A 15,794-nucleotide genomic window follows, 5' to 3' on the forward strand; every position below is an offset into this window, starting at 1 on the left:
GACAACTTATGGAATCGAGTATGACAAGAAACAGTGAAAGGGGCTTTTATAAACTATCCAGATTGCAGCGTATAGGATTTGGTTCCGGTGATTTGGCACAGAATCTCATTTATAATACGGTATCAACGTATTTATTGTTTTTTTACACCAATGTATATGGACTAGATCCTAGGGCTGCAGCTGCGATGTTTTTGGTTGTACGAATTATTGATGCTATTTGGGATCCAATTGTTGGTGCAGTTGTAGATAAAAATACCACACGCTTTGGTAAATATAGAGGTTACTTAGTATTTGCTGGTTTCCCGTTATCAGTGTTGGCCGTATTAGTATTTTGGAATGGTTATTCCGGTAGTTTAATTTATGCGTATGTGACTTATGTTGGGTTATCTATGCTTTATACCTTATTGAATGTACCTTATGGTGCACTAAATGCTTCATTAACTCGTGACAATGACGAAATTACGAAATTAACTTCAACACGTATGTTCCTTGCCAATTTGGGTGGTCTTGCAGTTGCCTATGGAGTGCCCGTACTCGTTAAGTTGTTCTCTTCCGATGGTACATGGGATACGAAATCAAGTGCTTCTGGCTGGCTCATAACAATGGCTATATATGCAGGTGTCGGTTTTCTTATCTTATTGTTTTGTTTTACTCAGTCGAAAGAAAGAGTTGTAATGGATGATTCAAAGCAAGATGAAGTCAAGATTTCAGATTTGGTGACTGAATTTAAACGAAATAAACCATTACGAATTCTAGCATTCTTTTTTATAACCGCTTTTGCCATGATGTCGATCGGTAATGCAGGCGGAGCCTATTATATGCAGTATGTTGTACAAGCATCAGATTATGTTCAGTGGTTTAATGCACTAGGGTCTATACCGGCATTTATCTTTTTACCTTTAGTACCTAAAATCAAGAAAGCAATCGGTAAAAAAAGTATGTTCCTGGTGTTTTTAAGTATAGCGATTATTGGGATGCTCTTTATATATTTCATTCCAAATCCACAAGATCATATTACATGGGTTCTTATTGCTCAATTCATTAAATCTACGGGCGTAATTGTTGCAACCGGATACATGTGGGCATTAGTTCCAGAAGTTATTTCATATGGTGAGCTTCAATCAGGACGGCGTATATCGGGAGTTGTGAACGCTTTAACTGGATTCTTTTTCAAATTTGGTATGGCGTTAGGCGGTGTCGTTCCTGGCTTTGTTCTAAGCTTTACAGGGTATGTAGCTGGAAGTGAAGTACAATCTAGCTTCGCACAACAAGGAATATTGTGGTTAGTTGCTGTTCTGCCTGCTATCTTGTTAATTCTAGCTATGATTATTATTTCTAAATACAATTTAACTGATGAACAAGTTTATGAAATCAATAAAGAAATCGAGGCTCGCCATAGTATCTAAGGGATGGGTCAATGTTTTAGGCGATTGTTACTAAATAATAGAGGTATAAGGAGGAAATTTTCATGCAAATTAATAATCCAGTATTAAAAGGTTTTAATGCAGATCCCTCAATTATAAGAGTTGATGATACTTACTATATTGCAACTTCTACATTTGAATGGTTTCCAGGTGTTCAGATCCATGAATCTAAAGATCTGGTCAATTGGCAGCTTATCACTCACCCGCTTTCCACGAAGGTGTTGCTAGATATGAAAGGAAACAAGGATTCAGCAGGTATATGGGCCCCTGATTTATCCTATGCTGACGGGAAGTTTTGGCTTGTTTATACCGATGTGAAAGTTACTGAAGGCGCCTTCAAAGATATGACCAATTATTTAACTACTGCAGAAAACATTAACGGTCCATGGAGTGATCCAATCAAGTTAAATGGAGTGGGTTTTGACGCTTCCCTGTTTCATGACGATGATGGAAAAAAATATCTTGTCCAAATGGAATGGGATCATCGAGAATATCGTCATCCTTTTAACGGAATTAAACTTACGGAATATTCGGTTGAAGAAAAGAGAATGCTTCCTGAGACTGCAAAAATCATTTATATAGGAACCGATGTTAAATTAGTAGAAGGTCCTCATATCTATAAGTTGTTTGGACAATATTATCTATTTTGTGCTGAGGGAGGTACGGTTTATTCTCATCAAGAGGTAGTTGCTAGGTCTGCAGAATTATTTGGTCCTTATGAAACACAACCTGGTGATGTATTTTTGACTGCATTTGATGCGCCTAATAATGAGCTTCAAAAATGTGGACATGGTTCGTTAGTAGATACTCCATCAGGAGAATGGTATTTTGCACATTTGACGGGACGCCCATGGCATCGTGAGACAGAATCGAGCCGTGATCCGCGCGGCTGGTGTACATTAGGAAGAGAAACAGCAATTCAAAAAGTTGAGTGGGATGATGATAAATGGCCGCATATCGTAGGCGGCAAGCAGGGAAGTCGTTTTGTTGAAGCCCCTAAAGGGTGTGTTGAAACAAAATATGCTCCAACCTATCCAGAGAAGGATGATTTTGACTCCGATACTTTAAATATTAATTTTAATACCTTACGAGTTCCATTTGATGAGAAAATAGGTTCACTTACAGAAAAGCCTGGGAATTTGCGCTTATTTGGTAAAGGCTCTTTAACAAATGAACATGAACAGTCGCTTGTAGCAAGACGTTGGCAATCCTTTTATTTTGATGCTCAAACAGCAGTAGCGTATTCCCCTTTTACATTTCAGCAGATGTCTGGACTCGTAAATTACTATAATACGAAGCATTGGTCTATGATTCACGTAACTTGGAATGAAATTAATGGACGAGTCATTGAAGTGACTCAGAATGATCGAGGAGTACTCACAAGTTTCCTTAAGGATAAAGCCATTAAAGTACCTGATCACGTTGATTATGTGCATTTTAAAGTGAAAGTTAGAAAAGAGACCTATACCTATGCCTATTCTTTTGATAATGAGCATTGGACTGATATTGACTTGACGTTGGATGCAGCAATTTTGTCTGATGATTATGTGGTTCAATCCTATGGAGGATTCTTCACTGGAGCTTTTGTTGGAATGGCTAATGTTGATTATTCCGGTTATGAATTGCCAGCGGACTTCGACTATTTTATGTATAAAGAACTTGAAGAAAAATAAAACAGAATCGTGAAACTAAGAAATAGTTGGGAGATTAAATCTTTCAACTATTTTTTTAGATAACTTGTCCAATATGCTATACTTCTAACTGAACAATATTTGAAAGGAATTATAATTAAATGATTAAGAAAACTGATCAGGATGTAATGAGAGAAAATAATAAAAAATTAGTATTAAAAACTTTATTTGATACTGATCAGACATCTAGAAGTTCAATAGCTGACAAAATCAATCTTCAAAAATCCACAGTTTCTTCTATTGTTCGTGAGCTTCACAACGAGGGTTTAATTGAAGAGTTAGGAATAGGTGAAGCGTCTAATATTGGTGGGCGAAGACCAAACTTAATACGCTTTAATCGCAAATATGGGTTTGTACTGGCGTTTGATATGGGAGTTAAACATTTAAGATACTCCATAAATTATATCAATGGCGAGCTCATTCATCATGATTCCATCAAAATTTATACGAACAAAGCTAAGGATATCTTTGCAGTCATGAAAGATATTATTGTAAATTTGAAAATTGATGATACCATTCATGGATTAATAGGAATCGCTATTTCTGTGCATGCGCCAGTTTTTAATAATCAAATTTTGTATAGTCCCTTCTTAGATTTTCAAACCTTTAATTTAATCGATGCGTTAAAGGAACTTATAGATGTTCCTGTCATCATAGAAAATGAAGCAAATCTCACTGCTATTTATATCCGAGACTTTTATCAGCATGCTCATGATGTTCAATTTGATAATATTCTAGCCATCAACATTCATAACGGAATCGGTGTAGGAACGATTATTGATAGGAGTTTGTATAAAGGCTTAAATGGTTTGGCTGGTGAGATTGGGCGATCGATCATCATTTCAGATAATAAAAAGAAACGCCGATTAGAAGAAGTGTATTCTGAAAAAGCGGTGCTCGATCAGATTAGTAAATTGAAAAACATTCCGAACTTTACTTTAGAGGATTTTATTATACTTATGGATAAAAAGGATGAGCAAGTAACTGCGATTATGAAGGAATGGGCCTCAGCTATCGCACAAATTACTTACAATTCAGTACAATATAGTGCACCAGACGCGGTGTTTCTTTCATCCAGGTTTATTGCCTTCTTTCCATACTTATTAGACGAGATTAATAAAGAATATATGGCACTTGATCCACGAGGCTCAACCCAAGTTATTTCCATTGATGATCATATTCATAAATTAACATTGCTCGGTGGAGTGGCTTTAATTTGCAGAAAAATTCTAGGATTAGAATTGTATGATTTATTTTTCACGGAGTAATCTGTCCATATTCTATCACCAGAAATATTTTCTAGGATTTTGAAACAGCAATTGCATACAGATAAAGCTACATACAACTCGAAAATTTCAAGAATGAAGAGTCCTGGTAAGGGCTCTTTTGTATTTTTAAAAAATGGATAAGAGATGAGAGAAATTCAAGATTTGCTTCTGTTTTTCGAAGAGGACCTTGTTGATGATAAATGAATAAAGCTAGGGTATACTGTAAAAATGATTTAAAACATTTACTCGAAAGTCCAAATAGATGCTAGTTCTTATTGGGGACAGATGGTGTATTCTATTGAATATGTGTGAAAGAAATTGAACTATTTTCGTTATTAATATTAATTCAGCATCTGAGATGTACCTTTAATGAAAGGATATGAAATTTAAATATGTCAGAAAATTTTTGGAACGACTTACCTAAACCTTTTTTCGTACTAGCTCCGATGGAAGATGTAACGGATGTGGTATTCCGACATGTGGTAGCTAAAGCAGGCAGACCTGATGTGTTTTTTACTGAATTCACAAACGCAGAGAGTTACTGTCATCCAGAAGGAATGAAGAGTGTTCGTGGACGCTTAATGTTTACGGAGGATGAACAGCCACTAGTTGCCCATATTTGGGGGGATCAACCTGAGAATTTCCGGAGAATGAGTATTGGCTTAGCGGAGATGGGTTTTAAAGGGATTGATATTAACATGGGTTGTCCTGTCCCGAATGTCGCACAAAGAGGGAAAGGCAGCGGTCTCATTCTTCGTCCAGATCTTGCGGCAGAACTTATAGAGGCGGCAAAAGCGGGCGGACTGCCGGTAAGTGTGAAAACACGGCTTGGCTTTAAGGAAGTAGATGAGTGGAGAGAGTGGTTAACTCATATTCTAAAGCAAGACATCGCGAACCTTTCCATTCATTTGCGTACAAGAGATGAAATGAGCCAGGTCGATGCGCACTGGGAGCTCATTCCGGAGATTAAGGAATTACGTGATCAAATAGCGCCAAATACATTACTTACCATTAACGGCGATATTCTTGACCGTCAAATGGGGCTGGAGCTTGCCACGAAATATGGTGTAGATGGCGTGATGATTGGGCGCGGTATTTTTAAAAATCCGTTTGCTTTTGAAAAAGAACCGAAAGAGCATAGCAGTAAGGAGCACCTGGATCTCCTAAGATTGCAGCTTGATCTGCATGATCAATATATAGAAGAATTGCCTCGTTCCGTTTCAGCGCTTCATCGTTTCTTCAAAATATATGTCAAAGGATTCCGTGGTGCAGGCGAACTCAGAAATCAATTGATGAACACGAAATCTACAGATGAAGTACGTGCATTGCTTGATCATTTCGAAGAAAACAATGTTGATTAATATCTAACAGTGTGTGGAATTAACTGTACTAAACAGCTTAAGTTATATAAGCAAAAAATAGGATTCTACTAATCTAACGATTGTAACATCGATGTGTACAACATGTGAGCCAAGATAAATTCAGGTCTATACTCCTGTTTTTCTTGGCTTTTTCTCGCTCATTACAATTAGGGTACCCAGACTTTTCTGAGTTCGGTTTTTTGTATTAGACAGCTCGCCCTTTAAGAAAACGATAATAACTATAGGGTAAGCTTAGCTTCTGGTTATAGCTTTTAGCTATAACCAGGTATTACTTTTAAGTGTTATGTGGATCGTATTCCTCCATGCTAGAATCAAAACAATACATAACGAGATGTACAAACAAGGAGGAAATGTAAATGTGCAATAGATTTCAAATCGTAGGTAGCTTGCTGCGTCCGTCGGACTTATTAGAATATAAACATGAGATTGAACACCGTGATGATATCACTTATCCTTTTTACCAAGATTTCGATGGATATGAGCAGTGTGAAACGGATGCAATTAAATCTGTAGTCGATAAAGAAATTAAAAATGGTGTATCCATTCTTACCGATGGAGAGTATTCCAAATCGATGTGGCATTTGGACTTTGTCTGGGGCTTTGAGGGAGTTAGCCGCTATATAGCGGATCATGGATATTTTTTCAGAGATACGGATGGAACTTCAAAATATGAGACCCGCAAAGATATTGGACTACGTATTACAGGCGAATTAAGCGGTAAAAACCATCATTTTATTCATGTGTTTAAAGAACTACAAGCCGCTGCTGGTGACCGTGAAACCAAGTTGTGCGTACCTTCTCCATCCCATATTTATGGTGAGCTATCTTGGTCAGATAACATTGGCGGCGCGGAAGCTGTTTATAAAGATCGGCATGAGCTTAAAAATGGTCTCGTTAAGGCATATAAAGAATTTGTAGAGGAGTTTGCTGCTGTTGGTGGTAAAATCCTTCAATTCGACGATTGCCTATGGGAGCTATTTGCAGATGATAATCCGAACTCTCCATATACGGGCGAGAATATCAATCAAGAGGAAGTGCAGGCTCTAGCTACCGAATTTATTGACATTAACAATACAGTCATTGATTATGGTCACAGCTTAGGTCTCAAAATGTGGACACATAACTGCCGCGGTAATTATGATTCCCGGAATATGGGCGGCGGCTCGTATGCCAAGATTGCGAATCTGTTCTTGAAGCAGCTAAAATACGATCGCTTTTTCCTTGAATGGGATGATGAACGTGCAGGCTCGCTTGAGGCACTTGCGGTTTTCAAAGATAAGCCCGAAACAGAAATTGTACTTGGATTGTTGTCTTCCAAAACCAATACGCTTGACGATGAGGCTCGTGTAGTCAGAATGCTTGATGAAGCATCGAAAATCATTGATAAGGATCGTTTATTACTTTCTCACCAATGCGGTTTTGCGTCTTGTGATGGCGGCAATGAACTCACGGAAGATGAGCAGTGGGCGAAAATTAATCAAGGACAACGTATTGCAGCGCAATATTGGGGTTAGTTGAATCAATTTCATATACCCTTGGTTGCTTTAGTCCTATGTAAACTTAAATTAAAGAGGGAAGTAGATTCTCTCACACAGACTGTCGATGGTACTTATCGGCAGTCTTTTTCTATGCATAGAGGAACGTGCTGAAAATTAAATAAAGTTGTGATAGAATCGGGGGAAGGCCTGAATGGATGATACAAAGTGTTTTAAATTAAAGAATGTCTCATCATACGAAAAGAAAGCATAGAAAGCCGGGCAACCGCAAAAATAGGTAGTTTAGGCTTTAAGAAATAGGAGGATACATGTCCTGGAGTAAATTGAAGAAAGAACTGGAGAGTTTTCTCTGTCCTGCGCTAGTTGGAAGAGTCGAATACCGTGCAACAAGCTATCATTATTTACTTGGTAAATCAGGGAATTGTTATATTTCCGTTGATAAGAAGAATGTACTCAACATGAGTGATCCAAATAACTCGATCAGATGGTATCAGACGGAACAGGAAATTAAGAGTGATTCAACTCTTGAAGTCCCGATTAGCAATGAAGAGATTGAAGAGGTCAGACAAGATACGAAGGGAACGGTTCCGGAAGATCGTTTAATCGTAATTGCAAGAAAGAAGAAAATAACTTTACTTGCTAAGGAGCTTTTGACAGCCCAAGCCACCTTAACTAAATCTAATTTTGTCGTTGTAGCGACAAAGTACTTATCTACTTCAATAGATGAAAATCTAGAGAGCAATGATATCTTATTGAATGTATTAGCGTTAATCGACAGACGAGTTGGGAAAAAACGAATTCTTAACATGTCCGAGAAGATAAAGTTAAAGCATCCCATTGTGCAGTATTTTTATGAACTACGGCGCAGTACATTATAATAATAAATAACTTCATTAAAGAGTATCCAAGAGTAGATGAACTAACAAGTGTCTTGGACCTCTTAACTGTCAGTGAAATATGAATTCACTGACTTTAAGTATAAAAAAGAAGACAACAGGATGGTTAAACTGTCCCCCACAGGATAGACTTTTTCAAAGTGTCTACTCTGTAGGGTACAGTTTAGGACCTGTGAGTCTTCTTTTTTGTGTTCTTTTAGCAAGCAATACGGGGCATTTATTTATTAGGCACCTAGGAACATTTTCATGTCATCTTCTACATTGGTAATACCGCCGATTCCGAAGTTCTCTACGAGTACTTTGGCAACGTTAGGCGAGAGGAATGCAGGAAGCGTAGGGCCGAGATGAATATTTTTGACGCCAAGATAAAGCAGGGCAAGCAGCACGATAACTGCTTTTTGCTCGTACCAGGCAATGTTGTAGGAAATCGGCAGTTCATTGATATCCTCAAGTTCGAATACTTCCTTCAGTTTCATAGCGATAACGACCAGGGAGTAAGAATCATTGCATTGCCCGGCGTCCAGAACCCGCGGAATTCCGCCGATATCGCCTAGATCCAGCTTATTGTATTTGTATTTGGCACAGCCTGCGGTCAGGATGACCGTATCTTTCGGAAGCTCGGCTGCAAAATCGGTGTAATAATTGCGGGACTTCATCCGCCCATCACAGCCGGCCATGACGAAGAATCGGCGAATCGCACCGGTTTTCACAGCATCGACAATTTGATCAGCCACGTTCATCACAGCAGCATGAGCGAAGCCGCCAATGATCTCACCTGTTTCAAGTTCTGTTGGAGCTGGGCACTCTTTTGCTTGTTCGATCAGTGCAGAGAAGTCCTTTGGAGCGCCATCCGTTCCTTCTGGAATATGACGTACGCCCGGAAATCCGGTGTTGCCCGTTGTATAAATACGGTCCTTATAACTATCCTTCGGCGGAACGATACAGTTGGTTGTCATTAGAATCGGTCCGTTAAAGGCTGCAAATTCGCTAGTCTGCTTCCACCAGGCATTCCCGTAATTACCTACAAAATGCTCATATTTCTTGAACGCTGGATAATAGTGAGCAGGGAGCATTTCACTGTGCGTATAAACGTCCACGCCGGTTCCTTCCGTCTGCTTCAGTAGTTCTTCTAAATCCTTCAGGTCATGACCGCTGATGAGAATGCCGGGACGGTTTCTAACTCCAATATTCACCTTCGTTATTTCTGGATTTCCGTACACGGAGGTATTTGCTTCGTCAAGCATCGCCATTGCGTTTACACCGTATTTCCCAGTTTCCATCGTCAAAGCTACGAGATCCTGCACTTCAAGGCTATCGTCAAGCGTAGCTGCAAGCGCACGGCGCATAAATCGGTTTAGTTCGTTGTCATCCTTCTCCAGGTGAAGCGCATGATACGTATACGCAGCCATCCCCTTGAGGCCGTATGTAATCAATTCGCGCAGCGAGCGGATGTCTTCGTTACGTGTGGAGAGGACACCAACCGTACGTGCTTTTTCATCAAAATCAGCCTCGTTATCCGCTTCCCACACAGCAGCATCTGGGAGACTCGCAGCTCGGTCCGGATATTGTTCATTATAATAGCCTCGCACCTCGCCGCGGAGCGCTATCGCTTCTCTTATTTTTCCTACAAAAATCTCGCGGTCAAAGTTGGCATTCGTAATCGTTGCAAACAAGGAGTCCATGATAAACAGCGATATGCGCTGTTCAAGCACTTCCGGTAGCCGGACATCCAGACTGAGAAAAGAGATACCTTTCAGCAGATAAATCAGCAAATCCTGCAGGTTGGCTACGTCATGCGGTTTACCGCATACCCCGATAAGGGTGCAGCCTGTTCCTTTGGATGCCTCTTGGCATTGAAAGCAGAACATGGACGGCTGATGGTTTAAGGTCTGCTCTGTCACGTTGTTTTTCATTATCTTTCCTCCTGTTTTCATGTCATTCTTTATCGTTTGATTCAGTATAAGTTTGCCCTTCAATTGGACTGTCAGAAGTCAGTATACCCCGCCCTTAAAGCCGTATGGGTGATTGGAATCACTATTTTTGAGGTTGTGAGCAAAATCACAACCCACGTTCGTCTCTTCTTTTAAACTGGTATCATTGACCCTAGAAGAAATGAGGAGAGAAGATGTCGATTTTACCTCAAAAAAATGAACTGGGATTTTACGAGATCCGTCTTGAATCCATCGGCGGGCTTGGTGCCAACCTGGCCGGAAAAATGTTGGCCGAAGCTGGAGTGACTGGCTCTGGTCTTAACGGTTCCAATTTTTCTAGCTATGGTTCGGAGAAAAAAGGTTCACCGGTAAAGAGTTTCGTAAGATTCTGTGATCCAGAAGTCGAAATCCGTGATCACAGTCCCATTGAGCAACCGCATGTAGTCGGCGTATTTCATGAAGCATTATATAAAACAGTTGATGTGATAAGTGGATTAAGACCGGGCGGAACGGTGCTTGTGAACACAGCGCGAGATCTTTCCGAAGTAGCCGCAGATCTGAACATGACGCAAGGTACTCTGGCCGCGATCGATGCGCTGAGAATTGCCGTTGAGGAAAAAACGAAAGTCAATACGGCGATGCTTGGTGCCTTGTTTCGGATTTGCAGTTTCCTTAACCCGGACGATATGCGGCAGGTTATCCGTAAAACGTTTGAGAAAAAGCTGCCACATCTCGTGGAAGCGAATTTGCGTACCTTTGATAGAGGATATAACGAAGTCCAGTTCCTTTCTTTAGAAAATGGCACTGAGCTTATGAACCAGGCGGCTTTCGTAAGACCGCAGCCGATCCTCGGATATGAAACGCAAGAGCCTGGCGGAATACTGAACGTTACAGCAAACAGCGTACTGAAGGATCTTAGCGGCTCCCGTCAGGGGTATTTGCCGGAATACAAACAGGAGGACTGCATTAGCTGCGCCGCCTGCGATACGGTATGCCCGGACTTCTGCATCGTATGGGAACAGAAACCGGATAAACGCGGCAACCTGCAGATGTTTATGAAAGGGATCGATTATCAGTATTGCAAAGGCTGCCTGAAATGTGTGGAAGCTTGTCCGACGAGCGCTCTGTCCGCCATGTTGGAAGAGCCGCATTATGCGCAGCAGCACCGAGTGCCGCAATCATTCCCCTATATAACTGCGGAGGGAGTCAAATCATGAACATGCAAATGACAGAAACAACGGAGAAAAAGATGCCGGCCGCTCAAACAGCGGTCTTTGAATCAGGCAACGAAATGGCAGCTATGGCTGCTGCCCAGATCAACTATCATATCATGGGTTATTTCCCGATTACGCCGTCTACGGAAATCGCTCAATATCTTGACATGATGCGTACGCGCGGCGAACACGATATCAAACTGATTCCAGCTGACGGTGAACACGGCTCTGCAGGGATCTGTTACGGTGCAGCTGCTGCCGGAGCACGGGTATTTAACGCCACTAGCGCGAACGGGTTCCTGTATATGATTGAACAGCTTCCTGTGCAGGCAGGTACTCGTTTTCCGATGGTCATGAACCTGGTAACGCGAGCGGTCAGCGGCCCATTGGATATTCGCGGGGACCATTCCGATCTTTACTACGGCCTGAACACTGGCTGGGTAATACTGACGGCCCGTTCGCCGCAAGCAGTATATGACCTCAATATCATGGCACTGCGTATTGCTGAACATGAAGACGTACGTCTGCCGGTTATCGTGGCTTATGACGGCTTTTTCACATCGCACCAAAAACGCCGGGTACAAATATTCACGAACCGAGAAACCGTGCAGGAGTTTGTAGGGGAGCAGGCGCCAGCATTCCCGCATGTGCTGGACGAGAACAATCCGATCGTTGTTGGGGCTTATATGAACGGCGACGATTTGATCAACAACCACTATCAGCAGTCAAACGCGATGTACCGTGCGGGCGAGGTATTCAAGGAAGTGGCGGAGGAGTATGCGGCATTGTCCGGAAGATCCTATTCGCCGCTAGATCTGTATCGCATGGAAGATGCGGAAGTAGCTTTATTCCTGCTCAATTCGGCGGCTGAATCGTCTAAAGACGTCGTAGACCGGCTGCGCGCAAAAGGGATTAAAGCGGGCGTGATCAGCCCGAATATTATCCGCCCGTTCCCGGCAAAAGAAATCCGCGAAGCGCTGACAGGTGTCAAAGCGCTGCTTGTGGGTGAACGTGCCGATTCTTATGGTGCGAACGGCGCCAATCTGACGCATGAGGTCAAATCGGCCTTACAGGATCTACGCGGACCGCAGCCGATTGTGCTTTCCCGTATATTTGGCCTTGGCGGGAAGGATTATTACGCGGATGACGCGGAAGCTTTCTTTGCCTTGGCGATCGAGGCAATGGAGCTGGGCTATGCGAAGGTGCCGTTTGATTATTACGGCCAAACACCAGGAGATGAGGTGAAAAAGCTCCAGCCGGTCATTGCGCCGATGAACGGGGACAGCTTTAAATCCGGTCTGATCACCGTAAAGGTGGATGAGGCGACAAACAAGCTGGCTGTTAGAGTGCCGCCGATGCGGGCACTTGCCGCCAAACCGAAACGGTTTGCTTCGGGTCACGGAGCCTGCCCGGGCTGCGGTATTTTCCCAGCACTGGAGCTCTTTTTCAAAGGGATCGAAGGCAATGTCGTTACTTTATTCCATACCGGCTGCGCTTATATCACCACAACGGGTTATCCGTATAACTCGCATAAACAGAGCTTTATTCATAACTTGTTCCAGAACGGACCGGCTACTTTATCCGGTACAGTAGAGGCGTTCCTGGAGAAGAAACGCCGAGGAGAAATCGAAGTTCCCGAGGATTTCACGTTTGTCATGGTCACCGGGGACGGCGGTATGGACATTGGAATGGGTTCAGCAATCGGGACGGCACTTCGGGGCCATAACCTGATCATTCTCGAATACGATAATGAAGGTTACATGAATACGGGAGCACAGCTATCATATTCCACTCCTTTAGGCCACATGACCAGCACGTCCGGTGTAGGTAAACAGCAGCAGGGTAAACCGTTCCATCACAAAGATACGGTGCAAATGATGGCAGCGGCGCATATTCCTTACGTATTTACAGGGACAGAAGCCTTCCCGCAGGATCTTGTAAAAAAGGCGGCAAAAGCACAGTGGTACGCCCAAAATGTAGGTACCGTCTACGGTAAGCTGCTAATCACATGCCCGCTGAATTGGAAATCGAGCGACAAGGATGGGGAAAATATCGTCCGTGCGGCTGTGAATTCATGCTTCTTCCCGCTGTATGAAGTGGAGCAGGGAGAAACGAATATCACGTATGATCCTGATGCGAAGAAGAAACGGATTCCGCTCGCCGACTGGCTGAAATATATGGGCAAATCAAGACATTTGCTTAAGGATGAAAATAAAGATATGCTTGGTGAATTTGAGAAAGAAGTGGAGCGGCGCTGGTCGATTCTGAAAGCAAAACACGAGAACCCGCTGCTTTAATGGCGGAAGAACATTCTTGGAGTACTAACGGTGACTGGCTGAAGCACTGTCAAGGTGCACTAGGATAAGTAAGTTAGCTTTATTCCTAATCTGTGCCCTCTTTTGAAAAATGAGCCTGTACTAAAATCGCCTCAAGAAGGTTAACTATCTTGGGGTGGTTTTTTTTATAATATAGGAGGAATAACGTAAGAGATAGAGAACGACCGGATGTATATGGAACAGTATTTTTGAGAGCTTGTGGATTCATGTTAACATTTTGAATAGTGAATTAAACAGGAGAGGTATGAAGGCATCTATGAAACCAATTACAGAAGTGGCAGCAAAGCTAGGGCTGGATATGGATCAGCTTGAACTTTACGGAAAGTGGAAAGCAAAATTATCCGAGGATGTATGGGAATCCATCTCACAGCGGCCAGACGGAAAGCTTATCCTCGTTACCGCGATGAATCCAACGCCAGCAGGGGAGGGCAAGACGCTCACAACGATTGGACTCACGCAAGGTTTGAATCGGATTGGAAGAAAAGCCGCAGCCGCACTGCGTGAGCCATCGCTCGGACCATGCATGGGAATGAAAGGCGGAGCGACAGGCAGTGGTAAAGCACAGATTGTGCCGGCTGAGGACATTAATCTCCACTTTACGGGCGATATCCATGCGATTACATCAGCACATAATCTGCTCGCGGCACTCATAGATAACCACATTTTCCAAGGAAACGATTTGCATCTTGATCCGGCTCGCATTGTATGGAAACGGGCGCTTGATATGAATGATCGACCGCTGCGTCAGATTGTCATTGGTATCGGCGATAACAACGGCATTGTGCGCGAAGATGGCTTCCTTATTTCGACGGCTTCAGAAGTAATGGCAGTGCTGTGTCTAGCTGAAAATATGGATGATTTAAGAGAGAGGCTCAGCCGAATCGTCGTGGCATACGACATGGACAAGCGGCCAGTGACGGCGGGTGAGCTTCGGGCGGTGGACGCGATGTGTGCCCTGCTTAAAGATGCAATTCATCCGAACCTGGTACAGACGATTGAAGGCGACCCGGTGTTCGTTCACGGCGGGCCGTTTGCGAATATCGCCCACGGATGCAGCAGCATACGAGCCACCCGTCATGCTCTCAAGCTGGCGGATTACGTCGTGACAGAAGCAGGATTCGGTGCAGATCTGGGCGCGGAAAAATTCATGGATATTAAGTGCCGTATGGGTAATCTGCATCCTTCAGCTGCGGTCATTGTCGCGACCGTACGTGCGTTAAAATACAATGGTGGCGTACCGAAGCAGGAACTCCTGACGGAGAATGCTGAGGCGATACATAACGGATTCAGTAACTTACGTCGCCATGTGGAAAACATGCGTACCTTCGGCGTACCCGTAATCGTTGCGATTAACCGCTTTGCGGCAGATACAGAGGCAGAGCTGGCGCAGGTTATGGATCTCTGTGCAGAGCTTGGTGTGAAGGCGATTGTCTCCGATGCCTGGGAGCTTGGCGGGGAAGGTTGCCGCGAGTTGGCGCAGGAAGTGGCGGAGCTGGCTGATGGATCGGCAGCGGATACGTTCCAGCTGCTTTATCCTGATGACATGCCAATTACTGAGAAGATTGAGACGATCGTTACGCGAATTTACCGCGGAGCAGGTGTGAAATATCGTCCCGCTGCAAGGCGGGCACTGCAGGAATTAGAGCGGCTAGGCGTGCGTGACCTTCCTGTCTGCATGGCGAAGACACCATACTCGTTTACAGATCGTCCTGCTGAACTGGGAGCGCCGGAACAGTTCACGATTGAGGTGCAGGATGTCCGATGGTCGGCAGGTGCGGGGTTTGTTGTCGTTCTGACCGGTAAGGTGGTCACGATGCCAGGGCTGCCTGAAGAGCCGGCGGCATGGCGCATAAAGCTGGATGAGGCGGGACATATCGAAGGCTTGAGCTGATATACCGGAGAAGGACAGATGACCTTCGCAAGTAATGATTTTAAATAAACGATTCTGGTAAGACACTTTAAAAATGTCCTGCACGTATTGTATATAAAATTAGTGCTGCATAATAAAATGGGGAAGGATGAATGGAGATGGGACAAGCCCAGATTCATTCATTTCTTCCCCTATTTTTATATCAATATATGACTTCAGCACACCCTCGTTTATCTATTAGCCGCGAATAAATTATTCCGTTAGCTACTTGGCTATTCTTCTAACC

The 15,794-nt window shown here is 43.2% G+C and carries 10 protein-coding genes; 9 read left to right on the forward strand and 1 reads right to left on the reverse strand.

Going from position 1 to position 15,794, the window contains the following annotated elements; translation table 11 throughout:
* Window positions 1-8 precede the first annotated feature (8 nt).
* From KJS58_RS20925 to KJS58_RS20950, 6 genes are all read left to right on the forward strand, one after another.
* Entirely contained in the window at window positions 9-1,406 is a 1,398-nt protein-coding gene (locus KJS58_RS20925; RefSeq protein ID WP_213535418.1) for an MFS transporter, read from the forward strand.
* 62 nt (window positions 1,407-1,468) lie between these two features.
* Window positions 1,469-3,097, forward strand: a complete 1,629-nt coding sequence (locus KJS58_RS20930; RefSeq protein ID WP_213535419.1) for a glycoside hydrolase family 43 protein — start codon at window positions 1,469-1,471, stop codon at window positions 3,095-3,097.
* A 119-nt stretch (window positions 3,098-3,216) separates the two neighbouring features.
* A complete protein-coding gene (locus KJS58_RS20935; RefSeq protein WP_213535421.1) occupies window positions 3,217-4,383 on the forward strand; it encodes an ROK family transcriptional regulator in 1,167 nt (388 codons plus the stop codon).
* A 392-nt stretch (window positions 4,384-4,775) separates the two neighbouring features.
* Window positions 4,776-5,744 (forward strand): tRNA dihydrouridine synthase, encoded by a 969-nt coding sequence (locus tag KJS58_RS20940; RefSeq protein ID WP_213535422.1) that lies wholly within the window; start codon window positions 4,776-4,778, stop codon window positions 5,742-5,744.
* Window positions 5,745-6,121: 377 nt separating this feature from the next.
* Window positions 6,122-7,279, forward strand: coding sequence for a cobalamin-independent methionine synthase II family protein (locus KJS58_RS20945; RefSeq protein WP_213535423.1), 1,158 nt, complete (start codon window positions 6,122-6,124; stop codon window positions 7,277-7,279).
* 290 nt (window positions 7,280-7,569) lie between these two features.
* Window positions 7,570-8,139, forward strand: a complete 570-nt coding sequence (locus KJS58_RS20950; RefSeq protein ID WP_213535424.1) for an SF0329 family protein — start codon at window positions 7,570-7,572, stop codon at window positions 8,137-8,139.
* Between the two features lie 242 nt (window positions 8,140-8,381).
* Here KJS58_RS20950 and hcp read toward each other — a convergent pair whose 3' ends face one another.
* The gene (gene hcp, locus KJS58_RS20955; RefSeq protein ID WP_213535425.1) at window positions 8,382-10,070 is read right to left on the reverse strand and encodes a hydroxylamine reductase; all 1,689 of its coding nucleotides are present in this window, start codon (window positions 10,068-10,070) and stop codon (window positions 8,382-8,384) included.
* Between the two features lie 212 nt (window positions 10,071-10,282).
* On the opposite strand from hcp, the gene KJS58_RS20960 reads away from it, so the two are divergent.
* From KJS58_RS20960 to KJS58_RS20970, 3 genes are all read left to right on the forward strand, one after another.
* Complete coding sequence (locus KJS58_RS20960) at window positions 10,283-11,305, forward strand: 2-oxoacid:acceptor oxidoreductase family protein (RefSeq protein ID WP_213535426.1); 1,023 nt, start codon at window positions 10,283-10,285, stop codon at window positions 11,303-11,305.
* Window positions 11,302-13,599, forward strand: coding sequence for a thiamine pyrophosphate-dependent enzyme (locus KJS58_RS20965; RefSeq protein ID WP_213535427.1), 2,298 nt, complete (start codon window positions 11,302-11,304; stop codon window positions 13,597-13,599). The genes KJS58_RS20960 and KJS58_RS20965 overlap by 4 nt, the downstream gene beginning before the upstream one ends.
* Before the next feature lie 295 nt (window positions 13,600-13,894).
* Window positions 13,895-15,529, forward strand: a complete 1,635-nt coding sequence (locus KJS58_RS20970) for a formate--tetrahydrofolate ligase (protein ID WP_213535459.1) — start codon at window positions 13,895-13,897, stop codon at window positions 15,527-15,529.
* The last annotated feature ends 265 nt before the right edge of the window (window positions 15,530-15,794 follow it).

It is taken from the genome of Paenibacillus sp. J45TS6 (assembly GCF_018403285.1).
Classification (GTDB): Bacteria; Bacillota; Bacilli; order Paenibacillales; family Paenibacillaceae; genus Paenibacillus.